Annotated in this window: 27 protein-coding genes; 13 read left to right on the top strand and 14 right to left on the bottom strand. The window is 64.8% G+C overall.

The window, feature by feature from the left end:
• Window positions 1-101: 101 nt before the first annotated feature.
• From MKK88_RS20625 to MKK88_RS20615, 3 genes are all read left to right on the top strand, one after another.
• Complete coding sequence (locus MKK88_RS20625) at window positions 102-374, top strand: hypothetical protein (protein ID WP_244002996.1); 273 nt, start codon at window positions 102-104, stop codon at window positions 372-374.
• 503 nt (window positions 375-877) lie between these two features.
• Window positions 878-1,858: an amidohydrolase family protein gene (locus MKK88_RS20620; protein WP_244002994.1), complete on the top strand. Its 981-nt coding sequence runs from the start codon at window positions 878-880 to the stop codon at window positions 1,856-1,858.
• Window positions 1,859-2,097: 239 nt separating this feature from the next.
• Window positions 2,098-3,324, top strand: a complete 1,227-nt coding sequence (locus MKK88_RS20615; RefSeq protein ID WP_244002992.1) for a tyrosine-type recombinase/integrase — start codon at window positions 2,098-2,100, stop codon at window positions 3,322-3,324.
• On the opposite strand, the gene MKK88_RS20610 is transcribed toward MKK88_RS20615, so the two are convergent.
• Both MKK88_RS20610 and MKK88_RS20605 read right to left on the bottom strand, forming a co-directional pair.
• Window positions 3,246-3,458, bottom strand: coding sequence for a helix-turn-helix domain-containing protein (locus MKK88_RS20610; RefSeq protein WP_244003050.1), 213 nt, complete (start codon window positions 3,456-3,458; stop codon window positions 3,246-3,248). The genes MKK88_RS20615 and MKK88_RS20610 overlap by 79 nt on opposite strands.
• Window positions 3,459-3,527: 69 nt before the next feature.
• Window positions 3,528-3,953, bottom strand: a complete 426-nt coding sequence (locus MKK88_RS20605) for a hypothetical protein (protein ID WP_244002990.1) — start codon at window positions 3,951-3,953, stop codon at window positions 3,528-3,530.
• A gap of 12 nt (window positions 3,954-3,965) precedes the next feature.
• Between MKK88_RS20605 and MKK88_RS20600 the strand changes: the two genes are divergently transcribed.
• Window positions 3,966-4,397 carry a hypothetical protein gene (locus tag MKK88_RS20600; RefSeq protein ID WP_244002988.1) on the top strand — a complete coding sequence of 144 codons (432 nt, stop codon included), beginning with the start codon at window positions 3,966-3,968 and terminating at the stop codon, window positions 4,395-4,397.
• Window positions 4,398-4,506: 109 nt separating this feature from the next.
• Complete coding sequence (locus tag MKK88_RS20595) at window positions 4,507-4,776, top strand: hypothetical protein (protein WP_244002986.1); 270 nt, start codon at window positions 4,507-4,509, stop codon at window positions 4,774-4,776.
• 104 nt (window positions 4,777-4,880) lie between these two features.
• Here the strand turns inward: MKK88_RS20595 and MKK88_RS20590 are convergent, their stop codons facing one another.
• The 5 genes from MKK88_RS20590 to MKK88_RS20570 are packed head-to-tail and all read right to left on the bottom strand — an operon-like array spanning window position 4,881 to window position 6,281.
• A complete protein-coding gene (locus MKK88_RS20590; protein ID WP_244002985.1) occupies window positions 4,881-5,141 on the bottom strand; it encodes a hypothetical protein in 261 nt (86 codons plus the stop codon).
• Complete coding sequence (locus tag MKK88_RS20585) at window positions 5,138-5,425, bottom strand: hypothetical protein (protein ID WP_244002983.1); 288 nt, start codon at window positions 5,423-5,425, stop codon at window positions 5,138-5,140. The genes MKK88_RS20590 and MKK88_RS20585 overlap by 4 nt, the downstream gene beginning before the upstream one ends.
• A 2-nt stretch (window positions 5,426-5,427) precedes the next feature.
• Window positions 5,428-5,718 carry a hypothetical protein gene (locus MKK88_RS20580; protein ID WP_244002981.1) on the bottom strand — a complete coding sequence of 97 codons (291 nt, stop codon included), beginning with the start codon at window positions 5,716-5,718 and terminating at the stop codon, window positions 5,428-5,430.
• The gene (locus tag MKK88_RS20575; protein WP_244002979.1) at window positions 5,711-5,935 is read right to left on the bottom strand and encodes a hypothetical protein; all 225 of its coding nucleotides are present in this window, start codon (window positions 5,933-5,935) and stop codon (window positions 5,711-5,713) included. Before MKK88_RS20575 ends, MKK88_RS20580 begins: the two co-directional genes overlap by 8 nt.
• Window positions 5,928-6,281: a hypothetical protein gene (locus MKK88_RS20570; protein WP_244002977.1), complete on the bottom strand. Its 354-nt coding sequence runs from the start codon at window positions 6,279-6,281 to the stop codon at window positions 5,928-5,930. The genes MKK88_RS20575 and MKK88_RS20570 overlap by 8 nt, the downstream gene beginning before the upstream one ends.
• Window positions 6,282-6,486: 205 nt before the next feature.
• Here MKK88_RS20570 and MKK88_RS20565 point away from each other — a divergent pair, with 205 nt between their 5' ends.
• Window positions 6,487-7,347 (top strand): hypothetical protein, encoded by an 861-nt coding sequence (locus MKK88_RS20565; RefSeq protein WP_244002975.1) that lies wholly within the window; start codon window positions 6,487-6,489, stop codon window positions 7,345-7,347.
• A 59-nt stretch (window positions 7,348-7,406) separates the two neighbouring features.
• Here the strand turns inward: MKK88_RS20565 and MKK88_RS20560 are convergent, their stop codons facing one another.
• The 7 genes from MKK88_RS20560 to MKK88_RS20530 are packed head-to-tail and all read right to left on the bottom strand — an operon-like array spanning window position 7,407 to window position 10,937.
• A complete protein-coding gene (locus tag MKK88_RS20560) occupies window positions 7,407-8,312 on the bottom strand; it encodes a hypothetical protein (protein WP_244002973.1) in 906 nt (301 codons plus the stop codon).
• Complete coding sequence (locus tag MKK88_RS20555) at window positions 8,309-8,644, bottom strand: hypothetical protein (RefSeq protein ID WP_244002971.1); 336 nt, start codon at window positions 8,642-8,644, stop codon at window positions 8,309-8,311. The genes MKK88_RS20560 and MKK88_RS20555 overlap by 4 nt, the downstream gene beginning before the upstream one ends.
• Window positions 8,641-9,018, bottom strand: coding sequence for an SLOG family protein (locus tag MKK88_RS20550; protein ID WP_244002969.1), 378 nt, complete (start codon window positions 9,016-9,018; stop codon window positions 8,641-8,643). The genes MKK88_RS20555 and MKK88_RS20550 overlap by 4 nt, the downstream gene beginning before the upstream one ends.
• Window positions 9,015-9,353 (bottom strand): hypothetical protein, encoded by a 339-nt coding sequence (locus MKK88_RS20545; protein WP_244002967.1) that lies wholly within the window; start codon window positions 9,351-9,353, stop codon window positions 9,015-9,017. Before MKK88_RS20545 ends, MKK88_RS20550 begins: the two co-directional genes overlap by 4 nt.
• A complete protein-coding gene (locus tag MKK88_RS20540) occupies window positions 9,353-10,009 on the bottom strand; it encodes a hypothetical protein (RefSeq protein ID WP_244002965.1) in 657 nt (218 codons plus the stop codon). The genes MKK88_RS20545 and MKK88_RS20540 overlap by 1 nt, the downstream gene beginning before the upstream one ends.
• Window positions 10,006-10,722: a YqaJ viral recombinase family protein gene (locus tag MKK88_RS20535; protein ID WP_244002963.1), complete on the bottom strand. Its 717-nt coding sequence runs from the start codon at window positions 10,720-10,722 to the stop codon at window positions 10,006-10,008. The genes MKK88_RS20540 and MKK88_RS20535 overlap by 4 nt, the downstream gene beginning before the upstream one ends.
• Window positions 10,723-10,727: 5 nt before the next feature.
• Complete coding sequence (locus tag MKK88_RS20530; RefSeq protein ID WP_244002961.1) at window positions 10,728-10,937, bottom strand: hypothetical protein; 210 nt, start codon at window positions 10,935-10,937, stop codon at window positions 10,728-10,730.
• On the opposite strand from MKK88_RS20530, the gene MKK88_RS20525 reads away from it, so the two are divergent.
• From MKK88_RS20525 to MKK88_RS20495, 7 genes are all read left to right on the top strand, one after another.
• Window positions 10,923-11,273, top strand: a complete 351-nt coding sequence (locus tag MKK88_RS20525; RefSeq protein WP_244002959.1) for a peptidoglycan-binding domain-containing protein — start codon at window positions 10,923-10,925, stop codon at window positions 11,271-11,273. The genes MKK88_RS20530 and MKK88_RS20525 overlap by 15 nt on opposite strands.
• Entirely contained in the window at window positions 11,270-11,455 is a 186-nt protein-coding gene (locus tag MKK88_RS20520; RefSeq protein ID WP_244002958.1) for a hypothetical protein, read from the top strand. The genes MKK88_RS20525 and MKK88_RS20520 overlap by 4 nt, the downstream gene beginning before the upstream one ends.
• A gap of 44 nt (window positions 11,456-11,499) precedes the next feature.
• Complete coding sequence (locus MKK88_RS20515) at window positions 11,500-11,745, top strand: hypothetical protein (protein ID WP_244002956.1); 246 nt, start codon at window positions 11,500-11,502, stop codon at window positions 11,743-11,745.
• 137 nt (window positions 11,746-11,882) lie between these two features.
• Window positions 11,883-12,404, top strand: a complete 522-nt coding sequence (locus tag MKK88_RS20510; protein WP_244002954.1) for a hypothetical protein — start codon at window positions 11,883-11,885, stop codon at window positions 12,402-12,404.
• A gap of 91 nt (window positions 12,405-12,495) precedes the next feature.
• The gene (locus MKK88_RS20505; RefSeq protein ID WP_244002953.1) at window positions 12,496-12,960 is read left to right on the top strand and encodes a hypothetical protein; all 465 of its coding nucleotides are present in this window, start codon (window positions 12,496-12,498) and stop codon (window positions 12,958-12,960) included.
• A gap of 2 nt (window positions 12,961-12,962) precedes the next feature.
• A complete protein-coding gene (locus MKK88_RS20500) occupies window positions 12,963-13,436 on the top strand; it encodes a hypothetical protein (RefSeq protein ID WP_244002952.1) in 474 nt (157 codons plus the stop codon).
• 550 nt (window positions 13,437-13,986) lie between these two features.
• Complete coding sequence (locus MKK88_RS20495) at window positions 13,987-15,711, top strand: methyl-accepting chemotaxis protein (protein ID WP_244002951.1); 1,725 nt, start codon at window positions 13,987-13,989, stop codon at window positions 15,709-15,711.
• The last annotated feature ends 306 nt before the right edge of the window (window positions 15,712-16,017 follow it).

Here is a 16,017-nt window from a genome sequence, read left to right as displayed (position 1 = left end):
CGGCGCGTCTTGAACAGAAAGCCGATTCACCGTCGGTGCTCCGCGCTGGGGCCCTACCCCGTGGGATGAACGGAGTTGCCGCGACGGTTGTTGTCGTTTCGATGCCCTACCTGACGATGCCGTTGATCTCGACCACCGTCTTCATCGGCGTGAGTTGGCTCATCATCCACGCCGGGCACCAATACCACGACGCGATCGGGCATACGTTGAAGGTTTGTGCCCTGGTGCTCGGCCTGCTGGTCATCGCCGGCGTGACGGCGAAACTCCGTGCCGGGCTCGGCGTCGGTCGTCTGACGCATCGAGTCGAGGCTCGTTCGCAGGTCGCGCCAGCCGATGCGAACCGTACCGGAACAAGAGCTCGAGCGGCTCCATAAGGCCGTCCAGAAAATCAGTCGGTGTTGTCCACGATACCGCTTTGGATACCGACGTACCCTCCGCATCCGCGCATTCTGACACGTCGCACGATCGACGCTCAAGCGCGATCCCCTTATCACTGGCTGCACAGCCGATCATGCGACCTGCGACGGGAACGGCCGCATATCGCGCAACAAACCGCCGATGCCTGATCAAACCGTGCGGAAGCGGCGTTGCAATAGAACAGTGACCGGCGAGCTTCCACATTGTCGCCGACGCCCGCATTGCCTCGTTCAGAGCACGGATCTGTCGATCGGCATTGACACGTCTCGCGATACAAACGGCTCCTCGCCGTCGTATCAGTATCACGTGATGATGACGCCGGCAGACCGTAGCGGATGCGGTCCGTGCATCGATACAGGCGAAGGGCAATCCATCGAACGGGTTGCAGTTTTCGCGGCCAAGTGATCCGATCCGGACGGCCTGCCCAGAGAAGGTGGTGCCGAAACCGGAGGAGACCCCTATGCTGTCACGCAGACAGACGCTGGCGCTTGCCGTCGCCCAAGGCCTTACTCTGACCGGTACGACGGCGCGCGCCGCCCGGAATGAGGATGCGCCAACCGTGAAGTCGCCCGTCGCGTTCGAGGTCCCCGCGGGGGCCTGTGACAGTCACGTCCACGTCATCCCCGATCCTGCCAAGTTTCCCTTCTGGAGCGGGCGCGCCTACACGCCCCCGGTGGACCCGGCCGAGAGCCTGCTCACACTTCAGCATACGCTCGGGCTCGACCGCGTCGTGATCGTAACGCCAAGCGTTTATGGCACCGACAACGCCGCCACCCTGGATGGCCTTCGCGTCCTTGGCCCGCAACGTGCCCGGGGGGTCGCCGTGATCGGGCCGGACACCGAGGCGTCACACCGGGATGCACTGGTCAGGGCGGGGATTCGCGGTATCCGGGTCAACCTCGAGCAGGCCGGTGTCTTCGACCCCGAAGCCTCCGCGAAGGCGCTCGATAGCGCCGTTCAACAGATCGGGTCGCGCCCCTGGCATCTGCAGATCTACAGCCGCCTCTCCGTCATCGGCCCGCTGAAACAGCAATTGGCGGCGCTGCCCGTTCCTGTGGTGTTCGATCATTTCGCGGGTGCGCAGGCTGCGCTCGGACCCGATCAACCGGGCTTCGCGGATGTGCTCGATCTGGTGCGCGATGGAAAAGCCTGGGTGAAGCTCTCGGGCGCCTACCGCGCCTCCACCCGAGGCCCCGACTATCCGGATGTGCAACCGCTGGCCCGCGCCCTCGTCGCGGCAAATCCGGATCGCCTCGTTTGGGGTAGCGACTGGCCACACCCGGACAGCACGCCGCGACCGGATCGTAAGCCGACGGAGCTGGCGCCTGCGCAGAACGTGGATGATGGACGCCTGCTCAACCTGCTCGCGGAATGGGTGCCCGACCGGGCCGTGCGCGACAGGATCCTGGTCGACAATCCCAAGCGGCTCTACGATTTCTGAACGCCGTCGCTGACTGGCCTTGGGGCGGTCTCTTCGCGGAGGACGCGGCTTGGCGGACGGTTGGCGGAAGGGGTGTCCGCCGCGCCACCGTCCACCCCGGTCCAGACCCGTCCGACGCCGTCCGCAAAACCCTCTTGCGTCACCGCCACTTGCCAGCCGATCTAGGCGGATCGGTCCGAGATGGTCCGACGTGATCCAGCCCGATCTTGGTGGGGTTGGTGGGGTAAATGGTGGGGTAGATGGCGCGCGCGATCAACCGACTGTCGGCGCGGACCGTCCAGACGCTCACCGAGCCGGGCCGACACGCCGACGGGGATGGGCTTTACCTCGTCGTGGACGAGGGCGGCGGGAAGCGTTGGGTCTACCTCTACCGGCTTGCCGGGCGGCGCCGTGAGATGGGTCTCGGGCCGCTGCGTACCGTGTCGCTGGCGCAGGCCCGGGAGCAGGCGGGCCGGGCCCGGGCACTGGCCGCGCAAGGGCAGGATCCGGTCGAGGCACGCCAAGCCGCGGCCCCCTTGCCCGAGTCGGAGCCGGCGCGGACCGCCCCGACCTTCGGTCAGGTGGCCGATACTTTCATGGATTCGCGCGCTGCCGACTGGCGCAACGCCAAGCATCGTCAGCAGTGGCGCAACACCCTGACGACCTACGCGGCTGATCTATGGGTCAAGCCCGTTTCCGAGATCGAAACGCCCGACGTACTCGCCGCGCTGCGCCCGATCTGGCGCGAGAAGCCGGAGACCGCGACGCGGGTGCGGGGGCGGATCGAGCGCATCCTGGATGCAGCGAAGGTCGAGGGTCATCGCGAGGGCGAGAACCCGGCGCGCTGGCGCGGCCATCTGGAGCACACGCTGCCGAAGCCGGGCAAGCTCTCCCGAGGCCATCACACCGCCATGCCCTACGCCGAGGTGCCGGCGTTCTTGACGAGCCTGCGCGAGCGCCCTGGTGATTCCGCTCGGGCGCTGGAGCTCCTCATCCTGACAGCCGCGCGGTCCGGTGAGATCCGCGGCATGCGCGCGGACGAAGCCGATCTGGAATCTGCGGTCTGGACGGTGCCGGCAGAGCGGATGAAGGGCGGTCGGACGCACAGGGTGCCGCTTTCGCGCGCTGCGCTCGACTTACTGGCCCCGCGCCTTGCTGCGATTGGTCAAGACGATCTGGTGTTCACGAACACCAAGGGTGGGATGCTCTCCGACATGGTGTTCGAGGCGCTATACCGGCGCGCGAAGGTCGACGGTGTCACCACCCACGGCTTCCGTTCCAGCTTCCGGGACTGGGTTGGGGACGAGACCGAGTTCCCGCGCGAGATCGCGGAGGCTGCCCTCGCCCATCTGGTCGGCGACGAGGTCGAACTCGCTTATGGCCGCGGGGACGCCCTTGAGAAGCGTCGTCAGCTGATGGACCTCTGGGCGTCCTTCGTGGCGGCCGAGAGCGGCGCTGCGTCGAGGAAGGCCTCCAGGTCACGGTGACGGATGACCGTGCTGTTGCCGATCTTCCGCGACGGGATCCGCCCTTCCTTGATGTACTCGAATAGCGTCGATCGGCCGATCCCAATGGCGGCAGCGGCGTCCTCGATGCGGTATGCTAGCGGTACGAGGACCATGCCGCGGCGGCGTTGCGCTTCAGCCGGCATTGCCCCCTCCCCGCTCCATCAGTCCGGCGACGCGCGCCATCAGAACTCCCCCGGCGCGACCTGGCACACGACGATCCCGCGCGCCCGCCACATGGCGACGACGCTCGCCCGGTCCTCGAAGATCAGGTCCGGCGTCCGGCCCTCGTCCAACCACTCGGCCTTCAGCACCGTGTCGGGCCGGTGGTCACCAGCGGCCCGCGTCCGGATCGCGATGTGCCCTAGCCCGTGCTCGCTCAGCCACGCGGTGGTCTTATCCCGCACCTCGTCGGAGCGGCCGGACCAGATCTCGACGTCGTCGCCGGCGGCATCGAGCGCCAGCAGCGTGCGAATGATTGGGTGACACGGCTCGTCCAGATCGCAGGCCGCGTAGAACCCGCGCCAGTCTTTCCGCCCGGGCCCGGCGAGGAAGTGCGCGCGGTGCTCAGTGAGGGCGAGCGTGCCGTCCAGGTCGAACACGACGAACATGTGCTTCCTCATATGAGCGTGGATCTGGTCTTCGGGGTGGGCGGCATCGGCGCGCTTCTGGGCAAGCTCAGCGCGCTTTCGGTCAAACGGCGCGCTCATGTTGCCAGCGCCATGTCGAAAAAGAGGGGAAATACACAGCACGTTAAGCCGTGTATGGCGTGGTCTGATTTCGACCGCGCGAGGATGCGACCAGTGCCAGATGAGCGCCGCCGCCAGCTGCGGAGGGATGGCTTCAAAACAGGTTCGATATTCGTAGGCAACAACCCGAACGAAGTCGATTGCCTCGTCTGGAACCTCAACGAACTAGGTGCACTGCTCGAAGTCGAGACTGGATCAGGATTACCTAGCCATTTCCGGCTCGTTGCGGCCTCGCTCTTCATTGATCGACAATGTACGACGATCTGGCGTGATGGACGGAAGATCGGCGTGGCGTTCGAAGCCTGAGTCGAGCCCGCGATCATGCCGCCTCCGTGATGGCGAGTGCCTCGGCCAGCAGGTGGTCGCGCGAAAGGCTCCGCTCTAGGTCACGGGGCCAACCTCGGAGAGCCCGGCTATGTCCATCACCACAACCACCGACCTCGCCGGCGAGCCGAATGACGACTTGGCGATGATCAACGGCCTCATCGCGCGCAAAGAAGCTGGCGAGCCGGTCGATGCAGATATTCTCGCGCTCCTCAACGACATGGAGCGAGTTGGCCTGACGAACACCGAGGCGTACCTGGCGCTCGACGCCTATCGGCCAGGTACGGCGGAGGGTGCTACCGGCGGTGAAAATGATGAATTGGCCGAGAGGCCGGACGGAGTCGTGACGCCGCGCACCTAAGTGAATTGTCCGCTGGATAGGGCGCAGCCGATAACTCGGCTTAGCACCACTCCACCGCGGCCGAGCCCGTATCGGCCGCAGTAGAGTGAAGGTGAGTTGCTTGCTCATGCTGCCCTCCCGGTGTCGAGTGCGTCGGCCGGGGCGAACGGCTTTATCTCGGGATGCCAGTGCGTGGGTCGGCCGAGCCCCGCAGCGATCGCGGATCGCCAGCAAGAGCCGTCAGCGGCCCGGAGCGTCGGCTCGGCGAAGTGGCCGCCGAACACCCAAACCGTTCCGCCTCCGTTCGGCGCCTCCGCCCCGAATGGATCGTTTCCGGTCATTTCCTGGCCGTGTGCTGCCGCTGTGTTCTTGGCGAAAGCGGTCATGTTCTCACCTCGGCCTGTGCGGCATCGTCCCCCGGCGGGTTGCCGACAGACATCGACACGGGCGGGTGCGCGACGCCGAGCACGCCGAGGTAGATCGGCGCGCCGGCGGCGATGAGCGCGATCTCCTTCGGCGTCGGCAGCCAGGCCGAGACCATGCGGTTCACGCCCGGGCTGTGCGGCTCATCGCGGATCGGCAGGCCGCCGCAGATGCCGTCCTTCGCCGGGTCCCAGTCGGTCGGCGCTCCGAGGTTGCGGGTCGCGCCCGCCACGCGTCCGATGTGCATGGTCAGGCTCCTCGCTTCCCGCCCCAGTATTCGGTCGGCATCTCCAGCCGCCGGTCAATTGCGCGCTTGAGCGCCTCGGCCACGAGCGCGTCGCCGTAGTTCGCCCGCCAGAGGTCGACCGCGGTGACCACCATCACGTGGGCGGCGATGTCGGCCTGCATCCCCTCGTCGAAGGGCTTCTCCAGCGGGTTCATGATCCCGCGGGCGAGCTCGGTGACGTGGCGGCCCGAGACGTTCGCCATGCCTTCGGGCGGGACGTGACCGGCGGCTGCGCGGCGCTTCTGCTCACCCATGGGCAATACTCCTCTCGTCGATCCAGGCCTGCGCCTCCTCGGGCGTCTCGAAGGTGAGCTGCTTGCCCTCGGCGTCCATGACGCTGGCCCAGCCCTGATGGCCGTCGACGAAGCCCTGCGGGCCGTAGCGATAGGGGAACTCGCCATCGACCTGACGGCTGGTGTCGATGAATGCGACAACCTTCCAGGCCAAGGGCGGCCGGATGTGCTCAGCCATGACGGGTGCCTCCCGTCGCGAGAGCGGCGATCTTAACGACGTCGCAGGTGCGCAGGTTCTTGATGAGCCGGTCGCCCAACTCCAGAGCTTCTGAGCACGCGCAGCCGCGATCCTCCTCGCCTTCGCATGGCACCTCGCCTGTTTCGGGATCCTGGATGCCCCGCCGGCTGCACTCCCCGCCCATGTTCAGGACGGTCGCGTCGATGCCCCTGATCGCAGCGTCGTGCCCGGCCTGGATGCCGGCCTTCATCGCGTCCCGCTGCCCCTGCTTCCGGGCTTCGGACATGAGGGCGAGGATGGCGTCTTCGCTGTCTTGGAAGCTCCGTAGCCTGGTTGTCTGCGGCACGACGCCGTGCTGCTCTGCCGCCTCAAGCCAGAAGTCTCGTTCCTTACTCCCTACGGCCGGGATCTCTGCGAGCTTCGCCAGGGCGTCTGTCTGGGCGGGTGTGATCGGGGGGTTAGGCATGGGGCTACTCGGCGGGCGCATTGTTGAAGCTGTGGCTTGCAGGCTGGCCACTCCGCGCGCGATGAGGGCGCCGGGAGTGCACGAGATGACGAAGTCCTGGCCGCTGCTTGCGCTGGCAGTGCTTGGCGCCGTAGCCGCCGTCTTCTGCCTGGCAGCATTCGACTGGACGGTATGGGCTTGCCGCCTGCCAACAGGCGAGGAGGGCAAGGTACTGACCCCGGGCGTCGGGGGTTGCATCGAATATTGGTTGAACCGCTATCAGTCTCTGATCGGTGCCCTGGTCGCAATCGGCGCCGCTGCATTTGCTTGGCGCGGAGTCGTCATGCAGGTTGCATCCGCTGAGAAGCAGGTGCGCATCGGCAGAAGGCAATCCGCGATCGCGCTTGTCGAGGTCCTCAACAGCAATTTTGATAATGTGAGGGGGCTGAGTCGTGAAATTCGGCTCATTAACCAGCGCGATAAGGACGCCAAGCACTACAGGAAGGTTGCGATCCGCATCTTGGGAGAAATGAAGGAGAACATCTCTGATCCCCGATTGGTCAGAGATATCTATGCTAATAAATACGAGCTGACGATGAGGGGGCACGATACATGCATCGTTGCCATGAAGCAAAGCATTGCCGGCGCAGAAGAGCTTATCAATATGGCGCTGGTGTCCAGTGAAACCAAGGAGCACATTTGGCAACTCATCAACAATGCCCGCCACAGCCTTTGGTCGCATGAAATGGCATCGGAGAGCATAATGGCAGTTCCGTCCATATTTGACGAGACAACTGATAAAACGAAGGCGTTGCGGACGAGGCGGCTTTACGAAAGCATCACCGAAATCACCTTCTTCCCTACTCTTGAGTCCCATCCTGGGTTTGGGCTTGCGATAGAAGCATCTAAGAATATGGGCGAACTTCTCGACAGCGCTCTCCAGGATGCCGAGGGGCGCCCCAGCTGACTGCGCGTTCAGCTCCGCGCGGTCGATCGCCTCGATGTGCTGGACAGGGGCGACGAGCATCAAGGCACGAGCTCCATCTGATCCGGATGGGCCGCGTCCTGGCTCGTCTTGGCCGAGGGCCGGTACTGCTCGAACGGCACGTCACGCCACACGCGCCTGTTCACCCAGCGCTGGACCCGGGCCAGCAGCACAGGCGACCAATCGTGCCGAACGGCCGGTGTCTTCGACAGCGCGTTGAGCTTGATGAAGGGCTGGGCGTAGGGCTCGCCGCCCCACGCGATCACGCGCCGAATTCGCTCCATGCAGACCTCGAACGGCTCGTGGCCGATCATCGTGTAGACCTGCTTCTGCCGAGCCGGGACGCCCTGGAGCACCCGGAACGCGCGCTCGACGGCGGCGCCCTCGGTGGTCTCATCAAAGCCGAACCGCCATGGACCGCGGTTGATCGGCCGCCACCGGGCGAACACCTCGTCGTCGAAGGTGGCCGGCTCGAAGCCGCTGTTCGCGTCGAGGAGCGGCACGCCGGTCCCGCGGTAGCGGTCGACGATGTGCTGCTGGTAGGCCGGCGAGAGCGCCGACAGGTTGTTGTCGCAGAGCACCGGGCGCACCGGGAAATCCGGCAGTTCGGTGAACTCCTTCCCCTCCATCTTCGGCACGATGCAGAACCAGCAGCCCACCGGGCAGCCGCGGCTCGCGATCGTCGCCATGGGGTTGTGCCGGATCAGCGCCTCGCCGCCGGGCAGCGCGCCGCCGATCTCGGCCACGTCCGCTAGGTAGTGCTTGTGGGTGAAGATGCCGGGCCCGCCCACACGGACGCGGTAGCCTTGCGCACGCCAGAAGATCGCCCGCTGATAGGCGTCGTCGAGCTTCCAGGTGAACGCGATCGATAGGTATGCCGTGTCACCCTCGACCCACTCGGCGAGGCCGCCGACCCACTGGCCGCGATCGTAGAGAGGCGCGCTCATATCCCCTCCCCCGCGCTCACCCGCTCCCCGAACGCCCGCCCGGTCGCCGGATCCGGGTCCCGCGCCTTCAGCCGGACGCACAGGCTCCAGCCACGGCGCAATGGGACGAGCTCGCCCCGGCACAGAAGTGCCTCGACGGTCCGGATTGGCAGGCGGCGGCCACCGCACTCGGCGCGGTAGGCCGTCGGCTCGTCGCTGAGCTGCGGCCGCACCATCCGCCGTCGGCCATGCGATCCGGGCTGGCGCTGCGTCTTGCGCACCGCGATCCGGCACACGCCGGCCTCGCGGATTGTGGCCAGCACCGCGATCTGGCGTGGGGTCAGCGGCTTCATATCTGCGCCTCCACCACCGGCAGCTCCATCGAGCGAGCCTTGCGGATCAGATCCGCTGTGCCTGCCCCGCCTTGGAAGGCGATCACCACATCCGGCTGACCCTCGACCAGCATCCGGGTGTTTCGGAGCGGTCCGGCTCGCCGGCCGTAGCGCTCCCAGTCCGCGCGGAATGACAGCACCGGGATGCGGCTCGCCCGGGCCCACCGGTCGGCGCCCGCGTCGGCCCCGGTGGCGCCGCCCTGGATCACGTGGGTGATGAGGTTGTGCGACGCGCGGTTCAGCGCGTCGGCGCACTCCTCCTGGGCATTGGTCTCGAGCCAATTCCAGACCAGCGCTGGCTCGAGGTCGCGGCCTCCGCAGACGAGGATCCTCATCGCGCCACCAGCACGAGCGCAGGCCGCTCGTCTCCTCTGGCGCGCTCCGGGGCAGCGTCCTCGACCTCGACGCGGTCCCCACGCAGACAGGCTGCCAGCACCGGCTCGAACACGTCCCAGTTCTCGTCGAGCACGCCCATGAGCAACGCAAGGATCGCCAGGGCCTGGCCGAGTTCCAGCGTGCGCGCGGTGGCGTCGCCGGTCTGACGCTCGCTGCACGCGCCGAGCATCGCGGCGTCGCCCAGCGTGGCCCGGGCCGCAGTCTCAGCCGCCAGGGCGAGCTGCAGCGGGTCGAGAGTGGAGAGGTCGAGTGTCGCCCTCGTGCCGGCGGCCATCAGGCGGCCTGTCCGGTGGCCGGTGTGTCGCCCGGGAAGACGTCGTCGGATTTCGCTTCTTCACGCCGGCGCTCATCCGCCTCGTCGAGAAGCCGATTGATGTCGTCTTGGATGTCGACCAGCTGCTCGGCCTGGGCGGGCTTCAGGCGCGCGGTCCACTCGTCGTAGATCTCTTGACCGCCCCTGGCCTTCTCGCGCGCCACGTCCTCCAGCGTCCGCTTCGGGCCCGACTGGCGATCGTCCTCGCGTTTCGGGGCTTGCTCGTCCGGCAACGGCTTGACCGTGAAAGGCCGGCGGCTCGCGCGCTTCTCGGTGAGCGCCATCGTCATCGCCGAGGAGATCCCCGACATATGGCTGATCCGGATGCCGCCGACGGCCACGCCGCCGAACTGCACGGCATCGTCCCGGTAGAGCGTCATGCGCCGGCCAGCGTAGGCGGAACCGTCCTGGCCCCAGATCCGCAGGAGCACGCGGCGCATCGACTTGCCGGGCTTGTACGGCTTGCCATTGTCGCCCTCGAAGTAGATCGCGATCGGCTGGTCCGGCTCCTTCATGGCGGCGACGCGGGTCACCCTGATGGTGCGCGGGCCGCCGATCAGGTCGTCGGCATTGAGCTGGTCACTTTTCGGAGCGACCGTCTGCGAGATGTCGATCACGCCATGATCTCCCGGTTGATGCGCATCGTCGGGATCGCGCCAGCGATGGCGGCGCGGTAGCGGTCGTGGGCATCCTGGAGGCGCTGCTCGAAGTCGCCGGCCGCGTCGACGATCGCCTTCTGGATCGTCTCGTCCGGATAGGCGCGGATCACAGCAAGAGGCAGACCGCCGGAGTACGAAACGAGGTCACACCAGGACCGCTCGGACACGAGGAGCCCGGTCTGGATCTGGAGCGCGTAGTCGGCTGGAATCGTCTGTTCAACGACGTGCACAAGGAACGTCTCGACCTGATACTTCTGCCGGCGCGACTTGCACTCGACGAGGCCATCGAAGCCGACGAGCGCGTCTGGTGAATACCCGAGCGTGAAGCCCCACCGGTCATTGGTGATAAAGCCGACGGTCTCGGTCGCGGCGTAGTGCCGGGCGTAGAGCGTGAGCGCCTCGACCTCGTCGTCCCGGCCGCGCATCATGTCGTCGCTGAGATAGCGGGGCTCGACGAAGCGTGTGATGCGCTGGGCGAGCAGCTCGTACAGGTGCGAGCGCTCCTTCTCGTTCTTCGCCGCCTTCAGGGTCGGCGTGAGGATCAGCGACATCTCGCTGGCGGTGAGCAGGCCGCAGCGCGCCGCGATCCACTCATCGGTGCCCTGGTAGAGATCGGCGTGGATGCGCACGGTGGACGGGCGCGCGGGGGCGTCGGGGGCGAGCAGGGCCATCGCCATCACTCCGCCGCCTCGGCCGCGGGCGCGCCGCGCATCTGCCGTCCGCAGTGCAGGGTCTCCCGCTTCACGGCGGCGACATGCTCGGGATTGAAGGGCGCGGCGATCGCGGCGTCGCAGATGCAGCGAAGGTGGTAGCGGACCGCCTGAAGGGCGGAGGCGTTATTCAGCGCGTCGCCGAACCGGACGACCCGATCATGGCAGTGGCTCATCGGGAGTACTGCACGCCCAAGGGCCGCAAGATCGACCCGGCCGGCATCGACATGACCGCGTTCCGACTTCGGGTAGCGGGTGCCATGAACGGCGGCGTGGTGCGCGCGCTCATCCCGAAGGTCGATGCCCAGAAGCGGCCGACCCTGCGCCGCGGGGCGAGCGGCCCTGACGTCATCGCGCTTCAGAACGCAATCGGCGTGAAGGCGGACGGCCAGTTCGGGCCCGGCACCGAATCGGCCCTGCGGGCCTACCAGCGTGCACACCACCTCGTGGCCGACGGGATCTGCGGGCCGGCCTGCTGGGCGGCCATCGACAGCGTGAGAGCCGCGGCATGAAGTGGCTTCTCGCCATCCTGCTCTCGCTCGGTATAGCGCTGATCGCCTGGGGCACGGCCATCACAAACGGCCAGGGCTCGGCCGACGAGCGCGTCGCCGGGTCCGTGCCGATCCTGCTCGGCATCGGCTTCGTCCTGCTCGACATCGCCGTCGCCTTCGTCTGGCTCGTCGTCAGAGCCTGAGACCCGCGCCGGCGGCACCCGGCATTTCAGAAGCGAGAACACCCATGCCCGAGATGCGCGCCAAGCTGAAGCTGTTCCACGTCGAGCGGCATTCCGAGACGCAGGAGACGCTGCGATTCCATGCGGTTGCCAAGAACGAAGCCTACGGTGCTGACGGCAAGGACGAAGACAACACGTTCGCCAAGTTCACGCCGTCCGCGTCCCTCGACATGATGGTCATGAACCCCGATTTGGTCGGGCACTTCAAGGCTGGCGACACCTTCTACGTCGACTTCACCAAGGCCGATTGAGGCCCGACCTCCTCGGGCGGCTTGTTTCTCACCGGCTTAACGCAAACCGGCTTGCCTCTCACGAAACCCCGTTTCGTTGAACACAAACCCGAGCCGGCCGGGCCCGCCGTGCACTTCCCGACAGCTGAGAGATCTCCATGAACCGCCTGCTTCTCGGCGCGCTCGCGCTCGCCTGTGTCTGCCTGTCCCTGATGCCCGCCCTGGCCGAGGTCGCGATCACCGCGCCGAACACCGCGTCGCTGCCGTGGGGCGATTGGGTCCTGGCCGTGCTCCCGGCGGTCTCCAACGTCCTTGTGCCGATCGCGGCCGGCGCCATTACGGCAGGCATCTACAAGGTCGCCCCCTGGGCAGCCCTCGTTCTGTCCAAGCAGCGCGTCGAGACGATGGTCCAGGGTGGCGCCGCCTATGGGATGAACGCCGTGGCCGGCGTCGTGAAGGGTAAGACCATCACGATCCCGCATCTGGGCTCGGCCGTGATCGCCGAGGGCGTGCAGCACATCATCAACACCAGCCCGCAGCGTGCGATCGCCAAGGCCGGGGGCGCTGAGGGTATCGCCGGGATGATTTTCCGGTCCCTGCCGCTCGACGAGCACTCCAGCGCGTCGGCGATCCTCAAGCCGGCGCTCGACGATCTCGCCCAGCGCGGTCTGATCAAGTAGCCGGCCCAACCGGTCGGAGCGTTGAAGATGGCCACCCGGGAACATCATGTCGCCAGCACGGCCGAGAAAGCCGCTAGACCCGCGTGCCGTCGTGGACAGCGTCACGCGGGGCCTGCATGCGTCGGAGGATCATCTCCCGAACTCAGCACGGGACGCGCGACGCCAAGTCACTGAGCCGCCGGTTGAGAGCTTCACCGCCGGCGTCGAGGCGCGGCGCACCCTCGACGGTATCCTCCGCGAGGAGGACATCGGCGAGTCGCTGCATGGACCGGATCGCGTCGTTCGGTTCCCGCGGTTCATGATCGAGATGTTCGCCAAAATGGACCCGGCGAAGGTCGCGACCATCCTGGCGCTCGCCAGCCTCGAGCAGCACGAACTCGCCGCGCTCATCCGGCTCGCCCGCCGCGAAGCCGACCGCACGGTCTTTCACCGGATCTGGAGCACGACATGGAAAGCCGGCCTGGCGATCGCGATCCCCGTATACGGATTCGCCAAGTGGGGCTTGGAGCAGATCCCCTTCCTCAAGGAGCTGTACAACCTCGTGAAAGGACACTGAGGATGATGTTCCGTCTCAGCCGCCGGCTGCTCATGATCGCGCACATCGCGGGCGCAGTTCTGTTCCTGCTACTGTGCCCAGTCGTCGCTTTCCAAGCCGGCGACTGGCACTGGCCCTACGTCGTGCAGTCCGTGGACGTCGCGCCCGATCCCGTGCCCCGGGGCGGTACGCTCAGCATCCTCGCCACCCGGGTATACCTCGACAACTGCGACCTGACATTCGCCCGGCAAATCGAAAGCGTGTCGCAACCGAACGAGCAGCCCACGGTACTGAAGACCGAGACCATCGCCACGCCCTGGCGCTTCAACGGTCGGGCGCAGACGCTGAACGTGGCGATCCCACGCGACTTCCCATGCGGTTCGGCGCAGATCCGCACTTCACCCTCGGCAGCGTGCAACTGGCTTCAGGGGTATCTGCCGCAGCGCCAGCGAGACGCTCTAACGCCGTTCGAGGTGGCATGTACGGAAGCGCCCTGACGGAACCGCCTTCGCTTCCGCGCGTCTACGAGGCCCCCAAGTGCATAGACCCATCTCAGCCCCGGCAGCCACGCGCTGACCGGGGCTTTTCTTTGCCCGCAGCCCGGCTACGATCGCCGCCGATTCGGTCGCTTCTCCCCCGAGGCTCGGATCGAACCTCAGCCCCGCCGGCATCGCCGCGCGGGGCTTTTTCGTTAACCTGAGATCTGCATATTGCGGTGTGGTCCGGCCGATCGGCGGCAGCGTCGACCTGATCTCAAAGCCCGCCCGGTTCGCCGTGGTGGGCTTTTTTGCGGCCGAAACCTCCTTCGCGACACAGTTCAGGACCACGGGCGGTAGATGGCGAAGGCGAACCGTGGATAAGGCTACCAAACCGGCAAATCCTACAATCCCTACTGATGTATATCATGATCGAACAACCTACAGTGTCATTTAATCACTAATCTGTAGGCTCACTATAGCCTACGTGTTATAGCAAAGATCCAAACAGTAAGCGCTCATTAAGCTATCAATGGCAGAACCAAGGCGGCCTCGCGCTTAGGGATGTGCGATGGAATCCGAGTACTTTCCCTCGCGGCGCGTCATGAAAATCTTGAACAATTTTACGCTTTTAACGAAGCTGACACTGCCGTTATGTCTGATTTTTCTAGTTTCGGCCGCGGTCGTTTTTTTCGCTCGTTCAAATCTGTTGTCATTGGCTGACGATACTCAGGAAATCGTGGATGTTAGGGCTGCTCGTGCAATAGAGATACTGCAAGTCGCTGTGTCGCTGGATGAAGCCACTCTCAGGCAAAAGAGCATCACAAGCGAAACAAATCTTGCCGACATACAAAAGCTTAAAGAGGGCTATGATGCCTTGAAGCAAAAAGCATTAGTCGGCGCCGAGAACCTAATTGCCATGTCGGACACCCCAGAGCGCAAATCCAAGCACGAAATTACAAGGCGCCTTCTTGGCGATTACTTTTTGTTGGCAGATAGAGCAAATTCCCTGAGTTTGAGCGGTCAAAACGCCGAAGCTATTCGGATATCTAACAATGAGGCGCGGGATGCTCGGCGCAAAGTGGTCGAGGCGGTCAATCAACGCATCGATGCTACTAGGAAAAATTTAGATGAAGCAAAAAACAGGGCGGTAGAGATCGCCAATTCGGCGACTCAGAAACTTACAGCCCTTGCTGCGATTGGTCTGGCGGTAAGCATCGGTGTGCTTTGGGCCATTGTGGCCCTCGGCGTTACTCGTCCGCTGAGCGTCATGACTAGAGCGATGAGCCACCTCGCATCGGGCCAACTAGACGTGAGGGTCGACGGAACATCACGGAAAGACGAAGTGGGCCTGCTTGCGCGGTCGTTACAAGTTTTCAAAGACAATGCCATCGAAGCACAGCGACTTGCTGCTGCCGAAGCTGCGGAGGACGCTGCGAAAATGCGGCGCGCGCAAATCCTGGACGAGCTGACGAAAACGTTTGAGCACAAGGTCTCGGCGCTATCTCATGGTTTGGCAGGTGCTGCTAGCGAGATGGAAGTCACAGCGCATTCCATGACCGGGATAGCCCAGCAATCTACCCAGCAAACCGTGATCGTTGAGGGGGCGGCGGAGAGAACATCAGTGAACGTGCAAACGGTGGCAGCGGCCAGCGAAGAAATGTCGGCATCTGTCCAAGATATCGTATATCAGGTGAATCAGTCCGCCCAAATTGCACAGCAAGCTGTCGACAAAGCTATTCGTACTAACGAGACCGTACAGCGTTTGAACGCTACGGCTGAACGGATTACGTCAGCGGCATCAATCATCGCTGGGATTGCCGCTCAGACGAACTTACTAGCGCTTAACGCGACGATTGAGGCCGCCCGGGCCGGTGAAGTGGGCAGAGGTTTTGCCGTGGTAGCAAACGAGGTGAAGGAGTTAGCAGGCCAGAGCGCACGCGCCACTGGAGAGATCGGAGAGCGGATTTCCGAAATCAGAGCAGCGACGCGAGAGGCAGTGAGCGATATTCAAGAAATTGGACGCGTGATTACTGAAATGTCCACGTATGCGGGCTCCGTCGCCGCAGCTATGGAGGAACAAGGAGCTGCCACGAAGGAGATTGCCCGCAACGTGCAGCAGGCAGCTCACAGCACAGAGCAAGTGAAAACGAATATATCGTCAGTACGTGAAGGTGCCGTCCAGACTAGCACCGCAGCATCCCAAGTACTGAATGCAGCGCAAAAACTGACGCAGCATTCCGAACGACTAAGTCACGAAGTCGGCGCCTTTTTGGCGGGTGTGAAGGCTGCTTAAAAAGTTAGGGACAGCTTTGGAGAAAACCCTGATCTCTGTTGATCCAACCGGTCAGGTCATGGGCTGGGCCAGCCTCATCAGCTATTAGATGTAATGCCCCCTCAGCGCCTGGAAGATATTTCGAGCGCCATTATACTCAGCCCGCCCGGTTCGCCGGCGCGGGCTTTTTCGTTGGCCCGCATCCTGAAGCCTGTATTCGGATCGGGATCCTTACCCGATCACAATTTGGATATGGGAACGCCCGTCCGGCTCACAGCCGCGGCGGGCGTTTTCGTGCCCATGGCGGAACGCCTGATTCATCTTCTT

Origin of the sequence: Methylobacterium sp. E-005, assembly GCF_022829725.1 — a bacterium.
Classification (GTDB): domain Bacteria; phylum Pseudomonadota; class Alphaproteobacteria; order Rhizobiales; family Beijerinckiaceae; genus Methylobacterium.
The sequence above is the reverse complement of the archived record's forward strand: the minus strand, read 5'-3'. Positions and strand labels throughout refer to the sequence as shown.

What these genes read in the sequence shown, in the direction of transcription:
- MKK88_RS20515 (WP_244002956.1), top strand. Translation starts at nt 11,500, where the DNA reads ATGCCCGAGATGCGCGCCAAGCTGAAGCTGTTCCACGTCGAGCGGCAT.
- MKK88_RS20545 (WP_244002967.1), bottom strand. Translation starts at nt 9,353, where the DNA reads ATGGCCGCCGGCACGAGGGCGACACTCGACCTCTCCACTCTCGACCCG.
- MKK88_RS20590 (WP_244002985.1), bottom strand. Translation starts at nt 5,141, where the DNA reads ATGACCGCTTTCGCCAAGAACACAGCGGCAGCACACGGCCAGGAAATG.
- MKK88_RS20620 (WP_244002994.1), top strand. Translation starts at nt 878, where the DNA reads ATGCTGTCACGCAGACAGACGCTGGCGCTTGCCGTCGCCCAAGGCCTT.
- MKK88_RS20520 (WP_244002958.1), top strand. Translation starts at nt 11,270, where the DNA reads ATGAAGTGGCTTCTCGCCATCCTGCTCTCGCTCGGTATAGCGCTGATC.
- MKK88_RS20535 (WP_244002963.1), bottom strand. Translation starts at nt 10,722, where the DNA reads ATGGCCCTGCTCGCCCCCGACGCCCCCGCGCGCCCGTCCACCGTGCGC.
- MKK88_RS20580 (WP_244002981.1), bottom strand. Translation starts at nt 5,718, where the DNA reads ATGGGTGAGCAGAAGCGCCGCGCAGCCGCCGGTCACGTCCCGCCCGAA.
- MKK88_RS20575 (WP_244002979.1), bottom strand. Translation starts at nt 5,935, where the DNA reads ATGGCTGAGCACATCCGGCCGCCCTTGGCCTGGAAGGTTGTCGCATTC.
- MKK88_RS20530 (WP_244002961.1), bottom strand. Translation starts at nt 10,937, where the DNA reads ATGAGCCACTGCCATGATCGGGTCGTCCGGTTCGGCGACGCGCTGAAT.
- MKK88_RS20625 (WP_244002996.1), top strand. Translation starts at nt 102, where the DNA reads ATGCCCTACCTGACGATGCCGTTGATCTCGACCACCGTCTTCATCGGC.
- MKK88_RS20615 (WP_244002992.1), top strand. Translation starts at nt 2,098, where the DNA reads ATGGCGCGCGCGATCAACCGACTGTCGGCGCGGACCGTCCAGACGCTC.
- MKK88_RS20500 (WP_244002952.1), top strand. Translation starts at nt 12,963, where the DNA reads ATGATGTTCCGTCTCAGCCGCCGGCTGCTCATGATCGCGCACATCGCG.
- MKK88_RS20560 (WP_244002973.1), bottom strand. Translation starts at nt 8,312, where the DNA reads ATGAGCGCGCCTCTCTACGATCGCGGCCAGTGGGTCGGCGGCCTCGCC.
- MKK88_RS20555 (WP_244002971.1), bottom strand. Translation starts at nt 8,644, where the DNA reads ATGAAGCCGCTGACCCCACGCCAGATCGCGGTGCTGGCCACAATCCGC.
- MKK88_RS20525 (WP_244002959.1), top strand. Translation starts at nt 10,923, where the DNA reads ATGGCAGTGGCTCATCGGGAGTACTGCACGCCCAAGGGCCGCAAGATC.
- MKK88_RS20595 (WP_244002986.1), top strand. Translation starts at nt 4,507, where the DNA reads ATGTCCATCACCACAACCACCGACCTCGCCGGCGAGCCGAATGACGAC.
- MKK88_RS20550 (WP_244002969.1), bottom strand. Translation starts at nt 9,018, where the DNA reads ATGAGGATCCTCGTCTGCGGAGGCCGCGACCTCGAGCCAGCGCTGGTC.
- MKK88_RS20600 (WP_244002988.1), top strand. Translation starts at nt 3,966, where the DNA reads ATGAGCGTGGATCTGGTCTTCGGGGTGGGCGGCATCGGCGCGCTTCTG.
- MKK88_RS20605 (WP_244002990.1), bottom strand. Translation starts at nt 3,953, where the DNA reads ATGTTCGTCGTGTTCGACCTGGACGGCACGCTCGCCCTCACTGAGCAC.
- MKK88_RS20510 (WP_244002954.1), top strand. Translation starts at nt 11,883, where the DNA reads ATGAACCGCCTGCTTCTCGGCGCGCTCGCGCTCGCCTGTGTCTGCCTG.
- MKK88_RS20565 (WP_244002975.1), top strand. Translation starts at nt 6,487, where the DNA reads ATGACGAAGTCCTGGCCGCTGCTTGCGCTGGCAGTGCTTGGCGCCGTA.
- MKK88_RS20495 (WP_244002951.1), top strand. Translation starts at nt 13,987, where the DNA reads ATGGAATCCGAGTACTTTCCCTCGCGGCGCGTCATGAAAATCTTGAAC.
- MKK88_RS20585 (WP_244002983.1), bottom strand. Translation starts at nt 5,425, where the DNA reads ATGCACATCGGACGCGTGGCGGGCGCGACCCGCAACCTCGGAGCGCCG.
- MKK88_RS20610 (WP_244003050.1), bottom strand. Translation starts at nt 3,458, where the DNA reads ATGGTCCTCGTACCGCTAGCATACCGCATCGAGGACGCCGCTGCCGCC.